Below are 16,335 nucleotides of genomic sequence, written 5' to 3'. Positions count from 1 at the left end.
ATCATGAAACTCATCGTCATCGGTCACGGCATGGTCGGTCACAAGCTGCTCGAGTGCGTCGCGGCGGAACCCGCCGGCGCGCTGCAGGTGACCGTGCTCGGCGAGGAGCCGCGTCCCGCGTACGATCGCGTGCACCTGTCGGAATTCTTCTCGGGCAAGTCGGCGGACGACCTGTCGCTCGTCGCGCCGGGCTTCTTCGAGCAGCACCCGCAGTTCGACCTGCGCCTGAACGCGCAGGTCGCGTCGATCGACCGCGACGCGCATACGGTCACGCTCGCGTCGGGCGAAACGCTCGCCTACGACAAGCTCGTGCTGGCGACCGGCTCGCGGCCGTTCGTGCCGCCGGTGCCGGGGCGCGAGCGCGCGGACTGCTTCGTGTACCGCACGATCGAGGACCTCGAGGCGATGCAGGCGTGCGGCGCGCACGCGAAGCGCGGCGTGGTGGTCGGCGGCGGGCTGCTCGGCCTCGAATGCGCGAAGGCGCTGCGCGACCTGGGGCTCGACACGCACGTCGTCGAATTCGCGCCGCGCCTGATGGCGGTGCAGGTCGACGACGGCGGCGGCCGGATGCTGCGCGCGAAGATCGAGGCGCTCGGCGTGACGGTGCACACCGGCAGGAACACGGTCGAGATCGTCGACGGCGAGGACGCGGCACGCACCGGATGAAGTTCGCCGACGGCTCGCACCTCGACACCGACATGATCGTGTTCTCGGCCGGCATCCGCGCGCGCGACGAGCTGGCGCGCGCGTGCGGGCTCGAGCTGGGCCCGCGCGGCGGCGTCGCGATCGACGACGGCTGCCGCACGAGCGACCCGGACATCTACGCGATCGGCGAATGCGCGGCATGGAGCGGCATGGTGTACGGCCTCGTCGCGCCGGGCTACGACATGGCGCGCGTGGTCGCGAAGCAATTGAGCGGTGAAGCCGCGGCGTTCGCCGGCGCGGACATGAGCACGAAGCTGAAGCTGATGGGCGTCGACGTCGCGAGCATCGGCGACGCGCACGGCGCGACGGCCGGCAGCCGCACCTACCAGTACGCCGACGAGCGCAGGCAGGTGTACAAGAAGCTCGTCGTGTCCGACTGCGGCAAGTTCCTGCACGGCGCGGTGATGGTCGGCGACGCGGCCGAATACGGCACGCTGCTGCAGATGATGCTGAACCGCATCGAGCTGCCCGAGCAGCCGGAATTCCTGATCCTGCCGTCGTCGGACGGCGCGGCGAAGCCGGCGCTCGGCGTCGATGCGCTGCCTGCGGGCGCGCAGATCTGCTCGTGCAACAACGTGTCGAAGTCGCAGATCTGCGCGGCGGTCGCCGACGGCGCGACGAGCATCGCCGCGATGAAGTCGTGCACCGGCGCGGGCACGTCGTGCGGCGGCTGCGTGCCGCTCGTCATGCAGATCATGAAGGCCGAGATGAAGAAGAACGGCCTCGCGGTCAACAACCACATCTGCGAGCACTTCCCGTATTCGCGCCAGGAGCTGTTCCACCTGGTCCGCGTCGAGCGCATCCACACCTTCGGCGAACTGCTCGCGAAGCACGGCCACGGCCTCGGCTGCGACATCTGCAAGCCGGCGGTCGCGGGCATCCTCGCGTCGTGCTTCAACGAGTTCGTGCTGAAGAAGGAGCACGCGGCGCTGCAGGATTCGAACGACTACTACCTCGCGAACATCCAGCGCGACGGCACGTACTCCGTCGTGCCGCGCATGCCGGGCGGCGAGGTGACGCCGGAAGGGCTGATCGCGGTCGGCCAGGTCGCGAAGAAATACGGCCTCTACACGAAGATCACGGGCGGCCAGCGGGTCGACCTGTTCGGCGCGCGCGTCGAGCAGCTGCCGCTGATCTGGGAGGAGCTGATCGCCGCGGGCTTCGAGTCGGGGCATGCGTACGGCAAGTCGCTGCGCACCGTGAAGTCGTGCGTCGGCTCGACGTGGTGCCGCTACGGCGTCGACGATTCGGTCGGCCTCGCGATCGATATGGAGAACCGCTACAAGGGCCTGCGCGCGCCGCACAAGCTGAAGTTCGGCGTGTCGGGCTGCACCCGCGAATGCGCGGAGGCGCAGGGCAAGGACGTCGGCATCATCGCGACCGAGAAGGGCTGGAACCTGTACGTGTGCGGCAACGGCGGGATGAAGCCGCGCCACGCGGAACTGCTCGCGGCCGACCTCGACCGCGCGACGCTGGTCCGCTACGTCGACCGCTTCCTGATGTTCTACATCCGCACCGCGGACCGGCTGCAGCGCACGAGCGTGTGGCGCGACAACCTCGAAGGCGGGCTCGACTACCTGATCGACGTCGTCGTCAACGACAAGCTCGGGCTCGCGGCCGAACTCGAGGCCGACATGCAGCACGTGGTCGACACCTACGAATGCGAATGGAAGAAGGCCGTCACCGATCCGGACACGCGCAGGCGCTTCCGTCACTTCGTGAACAGCGACGCGCCGGACGCGAACATCGCCTTCGTCGAGACGCGCGGCCAGATCCGCCCCGCGACGCCCGACGAGCGCATGCGCGGCAAGCCCGTCGAGATTCCGGTGGTGGTCGACACCGAAACCGTTTGATCCGTGTTAATCGTCAGCAAGGAGAACGCCATGAGCAACGATCGTATTCCCGTGTCCTGGACCCCCGTGTGCGCGCTCGACGAGATCGTGCCGAACACCGGCGTGTGCGCGCTCGTCAACGGCGAGCAGGTTGCCGTGTTCCACGTCGCGCATGCGGACGGCGGCGTGTTCGCGATCGGCAACGTCGATCCGGCGTCGCACGCGGCGGTGATGTCGCGCGGGCTGATCGGCAATCTCGGCGAGCGGATCGTCGTCGCGTCGCCGCTGTACAAGCATCACTTCGACCTGCGCACCGGTGAATGCCTCGAAGTGCCGGAGCAGTCGGTGAGCACCTATCCGTCGCGCGTCGAGGACGGCGTCGTGTGGGTCGCGGGCTGACGGACCCGGAGCGAACATGACCGCCACGAACGTGAAGAGCGTGTGCCCGTACTGCGGCGTCGGCTGCGGGATGGTGCTGCACGTCGAGGACGGCGAGGTCGTCAAGGTGTCCGGCGATCCCGACCACCCGACCAACTTCGGGCGGCTCTGCACGAAGGGTTCGTCGGCGCACGTCGCGCTGCGCCAGTCCGGGCGGCTCGAAGGCGCGTTCGTGCGCCGCGCGCGCGGGGACGACCTGGTGCCGCTGCCGGTGCGCGACGCGCTCGGCGAAACCGGGCGCCGCCTGCGCGCGGTGCTCGACGCGCACGGCCCGGACGCGCTGTCGTTCTACGTGTCCGGCCAGATGTCGATCGAGGCGCAGTACCTGATCAACAAGCTCGCGAAGGGCTTCGTCGGCACCAACCAGATCGAGTCGAACTCGCGGCTGTGCATGGCGAGCGCGAGCAGCGGCTACAAGCTGTCGCTCGGCGCGGACGGCCCGCCCGGGTCGTACGAGGATTTCGATCGCGCGAACCTGTTCTTCGTGATCGGCGCGAACATGGCGGACTGCCATCCGATCCTGTTCCTGCGGATGATGGACCGCGTGAAGGCCGGCGCGAAGCTGATCGTCGTCGATCCGCGCCGCACCGGCACTGCGGACAAGGCCGACCTGTACCTGCCGATCCGCGCCGGCACCGATCTCGCGCTGATGAACGGCCTGCTCCATCTGCTGCACGCGAACGGCAAGACCGACGCCGCGTTCATCGCCGAATTCACCGAAGGGTGGGACGCGATGCCGGCGTTCCTCGCCGGCTACACGCCGGAGAAGGTCGCGGAGATCACCGGGCTGGCCGAAGCCGACATCCGGCTCGCCGCGCAGTGGATCGGCGACGCGCCGGAGTGGATGAGCTGCTGGACGATGGGGCTCAACCAGAGCACCCACGGCGTGTGGAACACCAATGCGATCTGCAACCTGCACCTCGCGACCGGCAAGCTGTGCCGGCCCGGCAGCGGGCCGTTCTCGCTGACCGGCCAGCCGAACGCGATGGGCGGGCGCGAGATCGGGTACATGGGGCCGGGGCTGCCGGGCCAGCGCTCGGTGCTGTCGGACGCGGACCGGCAGTTCGTCGAGGACCGGTGGCAGGTGCCGCGCGGCACGCTGCGCGCCGAGACCGGCAACGGCACCGTCGACCTGTTCGAGCGGATGGCGGCCGGCGACATCAAGGCGTGCTGGATCATCTGCACGAACCCGGTCGCGACGGTGCCGAACCGGCGCAACGCGATCGCCGGCCTGCAGGCGGCCGAGCTCGTGATCGCGCAGGACGCGTTCCTCGACACCGAAACCAACCGCTACGCGGACATCCTGCTGCCGGGCGCGTTGTGGGCCGAGGGCGAAGGGGTGATGGTCAACTCCGAGCGCAACCTGACGCTGATGCGGCAGGCGATCGAGCCGCCCGGCGACGCGCTGCCGGACTGGCGGATCGTCGCCGGGGTCGCGCGCGCGATGGGGTTCGGCGACGCGTTCGACTACGCGTCGGCCGCCGACGTGTTCGACGAGATCGTCGGCTTCTCGAATCCGGCGACCGGCTACGACCTGCGCGGCGCGAGCCATGCGGCGCTCGCCGATGCGCCGCTGCAGTGGCCGTGCGCGCCGGGCGCGGCGCAGGATCGCAATCCGGTTCGCTACCTGAACGACGGCGTGAGCCAGACGCTGCGCACGGCGGCGGACGGCGGCGTGCCGCGCCTCGCGTTTCCGACCACGTCGGGCAAGGCACGGTTCTTCGCGCGGCCGCACGCCGCGCCCGCCGAGCTGCCCGCCCGCGAATTCCCGATCGTGCTGAACACCGGGCGGCTGCAGCACCAGTGGCACACGATGACGAAGACGGGCAAGGTCGCGATGCTCAACAAGCTGAACCCGCGCCCGTTCGTCGAAATTCATCCGGACGACGCGCGCACGCTCGGCATCGCCGCGCAAGACAGCGTCGAGATCCGCTCGCGGCGCGGGCGCGCGGTGCTGCCGGCGGTCGTGACGGACCGCGTGCAGCCCGGCAACTGCTTCGCGCCGATGCACTGGAACGACGTGTACGGCGACGATCTGTGCATCAACGCGGTCACGAGCGACGCGATCGACCCGGTTTCGCAGCAACCTGAACTGAAATACTGCGCGGTCGCATTGACGCGCGCGGACACCAACGCGTTCGCGCCCGCCGACGACGACACGGCGCGCCTCGATGCGGCCGCAGCCGATGCCGCCCACGCAGCCGCCGCAGCCGATGCTCAGGCTGCGCCGGTATCGCTCGCGGCTTCACAGGAATCCGACATGGCAGACCTCGACACTTTCGCGGCGGCGCTCGGCGTGGCCGATCTCGCGCCGCCGGCGCTCTCCGACGCGGAGCGCCAGTACGTCGCGGGCTTCGTCAGCGGCATGCGGAGCGGCGCGGGCCGCCGCGCGGGCGGCGTGCCCGTGCTGCCGGCGAGCGCGCCGCTCGCCGCGCCGACGCGCCGCTGGCTCGACGGGATGCTCGCCGGGCTGTTCAGCCGCTCGGCGCCCGCACCCGCGACGGAACGCGCGGCGCCCGCGCTGCCGGCCGATGCGGCCGCGCCGGGCGGCGTGCGGATCGTGCGCACGCGGCCGAAGGTCGTGCTGCTGTGGGCGTCGCAGACCGGCAACATCGAATCGCTGACCGAGGATTACGCGACGCAGCTGATGAACGCGGGCTTCGAGATCCGCACGACCTGCATGTCCGACTACCCGCTCGCGTCGCTCGCGAAGGCGCAATACGTGCTGCTGATGACGAGCACGTTCGGCGACGGCGATCCGCCCGACAACGGCAGCGAGTTCTGGGACGCGCTGCGCTCTGACGGCGCAGCGCGCCTCGACGGCGTGCACTTCGCGGTGCTCGCGTTCGGCGACCGCAACTACGACCAGTTCTGCGGCCACGGCCGCCGGCTCGACGCTCGGTTCGCCGAGCTGGGCGCGAAGCGGCTGTCGCCGCGCGTCGATTGCGACGTCGAATTCCAGGCCGACGCCGACCGCTGGCTCGAGCGCGTCGTCGCGCGCATCAAGGAGGAGGACGCGGTGCTGCACGCGGTGCCGGCGGAAGGCATGATCCCGTCGGGCGCGCTGCCGACCAAGGCGCATCCGGCGCCGTCGCGGCTCGTCGCGAACCTGCGGCTGAATCACGCGGGCGCGGCGAAGGACACGCGCTACGTGTCGCTGTCGACCGAGGGCGCGAACCTCGAATACGAAGCCGGCGACGCGCTCGGCGTGTGGCCGACCAACTGCCCGGCGCTGGTGGACGAGCTGCTCGACCTCACCGCGCTGAAGGCCGACACGCCGGTGACGGTCGGCGGCGTCGGCGAAGTGCGGCTCGGCGACGCGCTCGCGCGCCACTTCGACATCACGCGTCCGCATCCGGACACGCTCGCGTTCATCGCCGCGCGCAGCGCGAACGGCGCGCTCAACGCGCTGCTCGCCGACGAGCGCAAGGCCGACCTGAAGCACTGGCTGTGGGGGCAGCAGCTTGCCGACGTGCTGCACGAATACCCGGTCGAGCTGTCGGGCGCGGAGCTCGTCGGCATGCTCAAGCGCATGCAGCCGCGCCTGTACTCGATCGCGTCGAGCCCGAAGGCGCATCGCGACGAGATCCACCTGACGGTGTCCGCGGTGCGCTTCCACAACGGCCGGCGCGCGCGCAAGGGCGTCGCGTCGACGTTCCTCGCGGATCGCGCGGAAGACGGCCGCGTGCCGGTGTTCGTGCAGAAGTCCGCGCATTTCCGGCCGCCGGCGAGCGGCGACGCGCCGATCGTGATGGTCGGCCCCGGCACCGGCATCGCGCCGTTCCGCGGCTTCCTGCACGAGCGCCAGGCGCGCGGCGCGCGCGGCCGCAACTGGCTGTTCTTCGGCGAGCAGCACGCGCAGACCGATTTCTATTACCGCGACGAGCTGACCGCGATGCGCGACAGCGGCTTCCTGACGCGGCTCGATCTCGCGTTCTCGCGCGACCAGGCGGAGAAGGTCTACGTGCAGGACCGGATGCGCGAGCACGGCGCGGAACTGTTCGCGTGGCTGGAGGAGGGCGCGCACTTCTACGTGTGCGGCGACGCCGCGCGGATGGCGAAGGACGTCGACGCGGCGCTGAAGGCGGTGGTCGCCGCGCACGGCGGGATGTCGGACGACAAGGCGGGCGAGTATGTCGCGCGGCTGGCGAAGGAGCGGCGTTACGTGCGGGACGTGTATTGAGCGGGTGGGGCGGCCGTCGCGCTTCTCCATCCGCGGCGGCCACGTCGAGCGCCGTCGGTCATGCGAGCCGCTTCGACGTGACCGTCGGCGTCGGCCGCCTGCGCTGAAGGGTGCGCCGGCTGGCGCCGAATACGCGCTGCGTCGTGCCGAGCGCTTCGCGCCCCGTTTTCCGCCGGCCGCGTCGCCGCACCGACGCCGCTCGCGGACCCAGCCGCCGGCAAGAATCTCCCGCCGCACACCCCTCCCGGTATTCTCCTGATGAAAACCCCCGCCGCTTCCCGGTATGATTCGCAGCGCGCATTCTTTTTACGGATTTTTGATGCGCGCGGCGTGTCCAACCCGCCCGACGCCAAATCGAAACATTCTGTAATGTAAATTCCGTATACTCGTAATTTCTGACCCAGGCGTCGCCTGCCATCGTCTCAGGCGGACCGCCCATGCAGAACAACCAGCCAGATTCGTCGCCGCCCGGCCGTCCCGCGCCGCGACTTGCTATGCACCACCACTGAACAACCTATGTCTTCCCGCCACCCTGGCTCACCCAGCCGTGCCGCGGCAATGTTCGGCCGCGTCTCGGCACTGCTGCGCAACGAGCGCGCGCTGTCGCCGCTGCTTGCGCTCGGCATCGGGCTGCTGTTGATCGTGGTCTTCCAGCACCTGTCGGCGTCCGTCGATTACCGGTCGGTGATCCGCCAGCTGCGCCACATGTCGGCCGCCGAATGGGGCGCGTCGCTCGGCGCGACGGCCCTCAGCTATCTCGCGCTCGTCGCCCGCGACGCGGTCGGCCTGCGCTACATCGCGGCCAAGGTGCCGCGCGCGGCGCTGTGGACCGCCGCGATCGCCGGTTCGGCGCTCGGCAACGCGACCGGCTTCGGCGCGCTGACGGGCGGCGCGGTGCGCGCGCGGGTCTATGGCGTGTCCGGCGTCACGCCCGCCCAGATCGGCCGCATGACGGTGTTCACGAGCGGCACGCTCGCGCTCGCGCTGGTGCTGATGACCGCGGTCGGCATGGTCTGCGAGCCGCGGACGCTGGCCGGCATGCTGCACGTCGCGCCCGGCGCGCTCACCTGGGGCGGCGCCGCGCTGCTCGCGGTGATGGCGGCGCTGGTCGCCGCGTGCGGGCGCGTCGCGCGTCCGGTCGAGCCCCGCTTCAAATGGCTCGCGTTCGACGTCCCGGCGCGGCGCGATCTCGTCGCGCAGGTCGTCTACGCGGTGCTCGACGTGGTCGCGGCCGGCCTGACGCTGTGGGTGCTGCTGCCCGCCGCGCCGGTCGGCTTCGCGAGCTTCATCACGATTTACGCGGCCGCGCTGCTGCTCGGCATGATCGGCCATACGCCGGGCGGGATCGGCGTGTTCGAGGCGGCGATGGTCTTCACGCTCGGCCACGACGTGCCGGCGCACGAGATGGTCGCCGCGCTGATCGCATATCGCGCGATCTACTTCGGCGTGCCGTTCGTGCTGTCGGCCGGCCTGCTCGCGGGCTTCGAGGGCCGCGCGCTGCGCCGGCGCCTCGTGACGCGGCAGGCCGCGCGCGTGTCGCAGCTCGCGCCGCTGTTCCTCAGCCTCGTGACGTTCGCCACCGGCACGATGCTCGTGATCTCGGGCGCGACGCCGGCGTTCTGGCACCGGATCGCGATCCTGCGCGGCATCGTGCCGCTGTGGGTGCTCGAAGGCTCGCAGGTGATCTGCAGTGTGCTCGGCGTCGCGCTGCTGTTCGTCGCGCGCGGGCTGCTGCGCCGGCTCGACGCCGCATGGTGGATGACCTTCGCGCTGACGCTCGCGAGCCTCGCGCTGTCGCTCGCGAAGGGGCTCGCGTTCGTCGAGGCCGGCGTGCTCGGCACGCTGCTGGTGCTGCTGCTCGTCAGCCGCCGGCGCTTCAAGCGCCATTCGTCGCTGTTCGCGGAGCGCTTCACGATCGGCTGGTTCGTGTCGGTCGCGATGGTGCTGATGCTCGCGGTGTGGGTGCTGTGCTTCGCGTTCCGCGACGTGCCGTACACGCGCGAGCTGTGGTCGCACTTCTCGTTCGACGCGCGCGCGCCGCGGGCGCTGCGCGCGACGCTCGCCGCGGGCGTGTTCGTCGCGATGTTCGCGCTGTGGCAGATGCTGCGGCCGGCGGCGGGCCGTTTCGTGAAGCCGGCGCCGCAGGACCTGCTCGACGCCGAGCGGATCATCCGCGCGCAGGAATGCAGCGATGCCGGCCTCGCGCTGATGGGCGACAAGAGCTTCCTGTTCTCGGAGTCGCGCGAGGCGTTCCTGATGTACGCGAAGCACGGCCGCACGTGGGCCGCGCTGCACGACCCGGTCGGCCCGCGCAGCGAATGGCCGGCGCTGATCGGCAAGTTCATCGCGCTCGCGCACCAGCACGGCGGCCGCGCGGCGTTCTACCAGGTGCGCGCGAACGCGCTGCCGCTGTATCTCGACGCGGGGCTCACGCTGATGAAGCTCGGCGAGGAAGCGCACGTCGCGCTCGACGAATTCGACCTGAAGGGTTCGCACCGCTCGCACCTGCGCTATGCACTGCGCCGCGGCGACAAGGATGCGCTCGCCGTCGAAGTGATCGCGCCGAACGACGTGCCGGCCGCGCTGCCCGCGCTGCGCGGGATTTCCGACGGCTGGCTCGACAGCCGCGACGCGCGCGAGAAGAGCTTCTCGGTCGCGGCGTTCCATGACGGCTATCTCGCGACGCAGTCGGTGATGCTGGTGCGCCAGGCCGACAAGCCGATCGCGTTCGTCACGTTCATGACGACCGATCTCAACACCGAGGCGACGGTCGGCGTGATGCGCCATCTGCCCGAAGCGTCGCCGTACGCGATGGAATACCTGTTCACGCAGCTCGCGCTGCACCTGAAGGAAGCGGGCTTCCGCAAGCTGAGCCTCGGCATCGCGCCGTTCTCGGGGATGGGCGCGGCGAAGATGCCGTCGCCGTGGCACCGGGTCGGGCTGATGGTGTGGCGCTTCGGCGGCCGTTTCTACAATTTCCGCGGCTTGCGCGCGTTCAAGAGCAAGTTCGAGCCGCATTGGGAGCCGCGTTATCTCGCGGCTTCGGGCTCGGTCGGCGTGTTCGTCACGCTGGCGGATCTGTCTTTGCTGGCTGGAGGTCGGCGTTCATGATGCTGAAGAAGGGAATCGCGCGGGCGGTGGTCGCCTGCGCGGGAATGATGCTGGCCGGCGGCGCGTTCGCGACGCAGCCGGCGGCGGTGAAGGTGCAGACCGTGTCCGGCGGGCGCTACGGGCCGGTCACGGTGACGAAGCCGAATGGCGCGATGCGCGGCTTCGTCGTGATGTTCTCGCAAGGCAGCGGCTGGAGCGCGGCCGACCAGCAGGCCGCCGACGCGCTCGCGAAGGCCGGCGCGATGACGGTCGGCGTGGATGCCGAGCGGTACGCGGCGAACCTGGCCGCGAAGCAGGAGACTTGCCACCATCTCGACGGCGACGCCGAGGCGGTCAGCCACCAGCTTGAACGGCTCGCGCAGTCGTCGCGGTATTACGCGCCGATCGTCGCGGGTGTCGGGCAGGGCGGCGCGATCGCGAAGCAGATCCTGTCGATGGCGCCGGAGAACACGATTGCCGGCATGGTGTCGGTCGAGCCGGCGCCGAAGCTCGATCCGCGCTTCAAGCCGTGCCCGCCCGATCCGACGATCGTGCGCCGCGCGATGCCGGGCTTCGTCGAAACCGCGGCGGCGGGCGATGCCGCGAAGCTCGTCGCGCTCGTGAAGCCGCATCTGCGCGACGGGACGGCCGACGAGCTCGACGTGTCGGACCTGCCGCTGATCGAGCTGCCGGCCAAGGGCGGCAGCAACCTGCTCGCGATCGTGATTTCCGGCGACGGCGGCTGGCGCGATCTCGACAAGACGATCGCCGAGGCGCTGCAGCGCGACGGCGTGTCGGTCGTCGGCATCGACGCGCTGCGCTATTTCTGGAGCGAGAAGCCGCCCGCGCAGACGAGCCGCGATCTCGCGCGCGTGATGCGCACCTACATGGCGCGCTGGAACGCGACGAGCGTCGCGCTGGTCGGCTACTCGTTCGGCGCGGACGTGATGCCGTTCGCGTACAACCGGCTGCCGGCCGCGCTGCGCGACAAGGTGTCGGTGATGTCGCTGCTCGGCTTCGCGCCGGCCGCGGACTTCCAGATTCGCGTGACGGGCTGGCTCGGGATGCCGGCGAGCGACAAGGCGCTGAAGGTCGCGCCGGAGATCGCGAAGGTGCCGCCGGGCATCGTGCAGTGCTTCTACGGCGAGCAGGAGAAGGAAACGATGTGCCCGGTGCTCGTCAATACCGGCGCCGACGTGATCAAGACCGGCGGCGAGCATCACTTCGGCCGCGACTATGTCGCGCTCGAGAAGAAGATCCTCGGCGGGTTCGGCAAGCCGGTGCCGGCGCGCTGATCGGCGGCGCCCGCGTCGCGGCGGGCGCGGCACGCAGGATGCGCGGAACGGGCGGCCTGAGGGTCGCCCGTTTTCATTGGTGGGCGGGGTGGCCGCCGTGCTCACGCGTCGAGGGAGCGAAGGGCTTGCACCGCACCGCACCGCGTACGTGCGCCGCCTGCACTGCGTGCGCGTGACGCTCAGCCGGCCTTGCGCACCGACGGTTCGGCGACGAGCTCGCCGAGCACGCGGATCGCGCGCTCGATCTCGCGGCTCCACGGATGGCCGAAATTCACGCGCACGCAGCGCTCGAATCCGTGCGCCGCGGAAAACAGCGGCCCCGGCGCGAAGCTGATCCCGCGCGCGATCGCCTGCCGATGCAGCTCCATCGCATCGATCGCCTGCGGAAATTCGAGCCACAGAAAATACCCGCCGTCGGGCCGCACCCATTCGACGCCCTCGGGCAGCCAGCGCCGCAGCGCGTCGTCCATCCGGTCGAGCTGCCCTTGCAGCGCGCCGCGCAGCTTGCGCAGATGGCGGTCGTAGCCGCCGTGCTCGAGATAGTTCGCGATGCCGGCCTGCGCGGGAATGCTGGCCGACAGCGTCGTCATCAGCTTGAGCCGCTGCACCTTCTCCGCGTAGCGGCCCGCCGCGGCCCAGCCGATCCTGTAGCCGGGCGCGAGCGTCTTCGAGAACGAGCTGCAGTGCATCACGAGGCCATGCCTGTCGAACGCGCGCGCGGGCAGCGGATAGTCGGGGCCGAAGTGCAGCTCGCCATAGACGTCGTCCTCGATCAGCGGCACGTCGCGCGCCGCGAGCAGCTCGACGAGCGCGCGCTTCTTCTCCGCCGGCAGCGTGACGCCGGTCGGATTCTGGAAATTCGTCATGAACCAGCATGCGCGCACGTCATGCCGGTCGAGCGCGTTCTCGAGCACGACGAGGTCGAGCCCGGTGCGCGGGTCGACCGGAATCTCGACTGCCCGCAGGTCGAGCCGCTCGATCGCCTGCAGCGCCGCGTAGAAGCCTGGTGCTTCGACGGCCACCGCGTCGCCGGGCCGCGTGACGGCCATCAGGCACAGGTTCAGCGCTTCGAGCGCGCCGTTCGTGACGACGATCTCGTCGACCGGCTGCGACACGCCCATCGCGAGATAGCGCATCGCGATCTGCCGGCGCAGCTGCTCGTTGCCGGGCGGCAGGTCGACCACCGTGTTCCACGGGCTGACGAGGCGCGTCGCCTGCGCGATCGACTTCGCGAGGCGCGGCAGCGGAAACAGCTGCGGCGCCGGAAACGCGGAGCCCAGCGGCACGATGCCGGGCTGCGTCGCGGCGTCGAGCACCGAGAACACGAGGTCGCTGATGTCGACCTTGCGCGTCGCGGCGGCGCGGGGCGCGCGCCGCTTCGCGCTCGGGCTGGCGCCCGGCGCGACGTAGTAGCCGGAGCGCTCGCGTGCACGGATCAGCCCCCACTGTTCGAGCAGGTAATACGCGCGAAACACCGTCGACTGGCTGACGCCGTGCTGCGCGATGATCTGGCGCAGCGACGGCAGGCGCGTGCCGACCGCGAGGTTGCCGTTGCGGATCTCGTCGGCGATCGTGTGGGCGAGGGTTTCGTAGCGTTTCATCGGTACGGGCGCGGGCAGGGTGTCGCCGTGCAGGTGCGCCGACGCGGCGCGGCATCGGCGCGCCATTGTCCGATGCGCGGCCGGAAAAGGAAAGCGCGCGCGCAGCCGCGTCCGTCGTTCCCGCGAAGCCCGACTGCACACCGCTTGCGTACGGCTTGTTCCGATTGCATACGCATTGTTTTTATGGTCTTGTGGCACGATAGGCATCGACTCTAAAAAGGACAGTCGGATGCATTCGGGGAACGCGGGCGGGGACCGATTGATCAGGGGAATCGGCGTGGGTCAGCACGTGCGTCTGCACGCGAGCCGGGTCGTGTGCCGGCTGTTCGTCACGGCGCTGCTGTGCGTGCCGGGCGCTCGCGCATCCGCGGCCTCGGCCGAAGCGGCCGGCGACAACGTGCTGCGTGTGCTCGCGTGGCCGGGTTACGCGGACAACGACGTCGTCAATGCCTTCGAGACGCAATTCCATGCGCGCGTCGAAGTGACCTTCGTCGATTCGGACGAGGCGCTGTGGAGCCACATGCACCGCGCGTCGCCGCCGCCTTATGACGTGCTCGCGGCGAACACCGCGGAGATCCAGCGCTATGCGGGCGACAACCTGCTCGCGCCGCTCGACCTGTCGCGGATACCGAACCGGCGGCTGCAGCTGCCGAACTTCCAGCAGCTCGACACGATCGGCGGGCTCGTCAGCAACGGCTTCGCTTATGCGATTCCGTTCACGTATTCGTCGATGGGGCTGATCTACGACCGCAAGCAGATTCCGGTCGCGCCGCATTCGATGCTCGAGCTGTGGAACCCGCGCTATCGCGGCAAGGTGCTCGACTTCAACAGCGCGCAGCACAATTTCTCGTTCACCGCGCTGGCGCTCGGCTATGCCGATCCGTTCCACCTGTCGCCGGCGCAGACGCGCATCGTCGCGCGCAAGCTGATCGACCTGCGCCGCAACCTGCTCACCTACTACACGCTGCCCGAGGAGGCGACCGCGCTGTTCGTCCTGCATCGCGCGGCGCTGATGTTCGGCAACTACGGCACGCAGCAGGTCGAACTGCTGCGCCGCGCCGGCGCGGACGTCGGCTACGTGATTCCGGACGAAGGCGCGCTCGCGTGGCTCGACTGCTGGGCGATGACGCGCGGCGTCGAGCATCCGGAGCTGGCGCTCGCATGGATCAACTACATGCTCGAGCCGGCGATCGGCTCGCTGCTCACGCAGCGCCAGGGGCTCGCGAATACCCTCACGCCGCCGCCGGGCCTCGACGCGGGCCGGCAGCATCTGGTGTGGATCCAGCCTGTCGAGAACATCGCGCGCCGCGAAGCGCTGTGGAGCCGCATCGTGTCGGGCGACCGGCCGGAGCGTTTCGACAAATGATCAAGCTCGGCCTCACGTCGAAGCTGTCGGTGCTGCTTGCGTGCATCGGCGTCGTCGCGTCCGGCGCGACCGGCTATTACACGTACCGCGCGAATCGCGCGATGCTCGTGCAGGAGGCGCAGCACAGCCTGCTGATGTCGACGCATCTGCTGGGGCAGCGCTTTACCGCCGCGCTCGGCGACGTCGCCGACGACGCGCTGGTGCTCGCGCAGCTGCCTTCGTCCGCGCGCGTCGCGCTCGGCACGGACCCCGACCGCGCGCCGCGCACGCGGCTCGAGCAGGTGTACTACAGTTTCATGCGCAACCATCCCGAGTATCTGCAGATCCGGCTGATCGCGCGCACGGATTTCGGGCTGGAGCGGCTTCGCGTCGACCGCGACGCGCACGGCGTGGTCGTGTTGCCGGAGACGATGTTTCAGGAGAAGGGCCAGTTTTCATACGTCTTCGACACGCTCGCGACGGCGCCGGGCCACGTCTACCTGTCGCCGATCGCGATCAATCACGAGATCGGCTCGCACGCCGCCGAAGGGCAGCCGATCCTGCGCGTCGGCACGCCGGTCGTCGATGCGCTCGGCGCGACGGTCGGCGCGCTCGTGATCGACATCGACCTGACGCGCGTGTTTGCGCGGCTCGAGCGCGACCTGCCGCAGGACTACGCGGTGTACATGGCGAACGAGTGGGGCGACTTCATCGTGCATCCCGATCCGTCGCAGACCTTCGGCTTCGATCGCGGGCGGCGCGTGCTGATGCAGGACAGCTTCCCAGTCACGCGGCTGCTGTTCGGCGGGGTGCGCACGAACGTGACGCTCGACGGGCTCGCCGAGCCCGACACGCTGCCGGGCGAGATGGCGGCGTTCGTGCGCACGCCGTTCGGCAACGCCGAAGGCAACCGCTTCGTCGTGCTGGGCGCCTCGCGCCCGCTCGCCGACGTGCTGGCGCCGGCCGGCATGCTCGGCGAGCGGATCGTGCGGATGGTGCTGATCTCGAGCGTGCTCGCGGTGATCCTGGCGATCCTGTTCGCGCGCGCGATCACGCGGCCGCTGCAGGCGCTCGCGCGCGCGGCGATGCACGTGTTCGACGATCCCGCGGCCGAGCGGCTGCCGGTCGGGCGTTCGGACGAGATCGGCATTCTCGCGCGCTGCTTCGACTGCATGCGCGTCGAGATTCGCATGCAGGTGACGATGCTGCGCGCGAAGCAGCAGGAGCTTACCCATCTCGCCGGGCACGACATGCTCACGGGCCTGCCGAACCGGATGCTGTTCATGGAGCGGCTCGACGGCGCGATCCGCCACGCGGCGTTGACGAACGAAGGGCTCGCGGTGATGTTCGTCGATCTCGACCGCTTCAAGCAGATCAACGATCAGCTCGGGCATTCGGCCGGCGACCGCACGCTCGTCGCGGTCGCGAAGCGCCTGAACCTGGTGCTGCGCAGCGGCGACATGGCCGCGCGGCTCGGCGGCGACGAGTTCATCGTGCTGATCACCGGGGTGCGCTCGCCGGAGCTGGTCGGCGACATCGCGTCGCGCATCCAGAGCGTGATGGCCGAGGAGCTGGAGTTTGGCGAGCGGCGCATGGCGGTGGGCGCGAGCATCGGCGTCAGCGAGTATCCGGTCGACGGTGCGTCGGCCGAGGAACTGCTGGTCAAGGCGGATGCCGCGATGTACGCGGCGAAGGCGTCGGCGCAGAGCGCATGCGTGCGGTATCAGACCTTGCTGGGCAGCGGAGGCGCCGCCGACGGCGCGCAGCGCGCGGCGGCCGAGGACGGCTGCTGAGCGCGGTCCCCGGGCAGTGGAAGCCCGACGATGAAACGGCGCGAGCCCGTCTC

General features: G+C 70.1%; 7 protein-coding genes and 1 pseudogene. 7 read left to right on the top strand and 1 reads right to left on the bottom strand.

Annotation, left to right across the window (positions count from 1 at the left end):
- Window positions 1-3 precede the first annotated feature (3 nt).
- The 5 genes and pseudogenes from nirB to WJ35_RS25085 all read left to right on the top strand — a co-directional run bounded on the left by nirB (window position 4) and on the right by WJ35_RS25085 (window position 11,543).
- Window positions 4-2,558 (top strand): annotated as a pseudogene (gene nirB / locus WJ35_RS25105) (nitrite reductase large subunit NirB).
- 30 nt (window positions 2,559-2,588) lie between these two features.
- Window positions 2,589-2,936: a nitrite reductase small subunit NirD gene (nirD, locus tag WJ35_RS25100; RefSeq protein WP_029226151.1), complete on the top strand. Its 348-nt coding sequence runs from the start codon at window positions 2,589-2,591 to the stop codon at window positions 2,934-2,936.
- A 16-nt stretch (window positions 2,937-2,952) separates the two neighbouring features.
- On the top strand, window positions 2,953-7,158 hold the full coding sequence (locus WJ35_RS25095; protein ID WP_069240255.1) for a bifunctional nitrate reductase/sulfite reductase flavoprotein subunit alpha: 4,206 nt from the start codon (window positions 2,953-2,955) through the stop codon (window positions 7,156-7,158).
- A 516-nt stretch (window positions 7,159-7,674) separates the two neighbouring features.
- Window positions 7,675-10,269, top strand: coding sequence for a bifunctional lysylphosphatidylglycerol flippase/synthetase MprF (mprF, locus tag WJ35_RS25090; RefSeq protein ID WP_060236526.1), 2,595 nt, complete (start codon window positions 7,675-7,677; stop codon window positions 10,267-10,269).
- The gene (locus WJ35_RS25085) at window positions 10,266-11,543 is read left to right on the top strand and encodes a virulence factor family protein (RefSeq protein WP_069240254.1); all 1,278 of its coding nucleotides are present in this window, start codon (window positions 10,266-10,268) and stop codon (window positions 11,541-11,543) included. Before mprF ends, WJ35_RS25085 begins: the two co-directional genes overlap by 4 nt.
- Before the next feature lie 179 nt (window positions 11,544-11,722).
- On the opposite strand, the gene WJ35_RS25080 is transcribed toward WJ35_RS25085, so the two are convergent.
- Entirely contained in the window at window positions 11,723-13,144 is a 1,422-nt protein-coding gene (locus tag WJ35_RS25080; RefSeq protein WP_069240628.1) for a PLP-dependent aminotransferase family protein, read from the bottom strand.
- A 229-nt stretch (window positions 13,145-13,373) separates the two neighbouring features.
- On the opposite strand from WJ35_RS25080, the gene WJ35_RS25075 reads away from it, so the two are divergent.
- A complete protein-coding gene (locus tag WJ35_RS25075) occupies window positions 13,374-14,510 on the top strand; it encodes an extracellular solute-binding protein (protein WP_069240253.1) in 1,137 nt (378 codons plus the stop codon).
- Window positions 14,507-16,282, top strand: coding sequence for a diguanylate cyclase domain-containing protein (locus WJ35_RS25070; RefSeq protein WP_069240252.1), 1,776 nt, complete (start codon window positions 14,507-14,509; stop codon window positions 16,280-16,282). The genes WJ35_RS25075 and WJ35_RS25070 overlap by 4 nt, the downstream gene beginning before the upstream one ends.
- The last annotated feature ends 53 nt before the right edge of the window (window positions 16,283-16,335 follow it).

This window comes from Burkholderia ubonensis (assembly GCF_001718695.1).
Classification (GTDB): Bacteria; Pseudomonadota; Gammaproteobacteria; order Burkholderiales; family Burkholderiaceae; genus Burkholderia; species Burkholderia ubonensis_B.
Note: the sequence above shows the minus strand (reverse complement) of the source record. Positions and strands in the feature narration are given on the sequence as shown.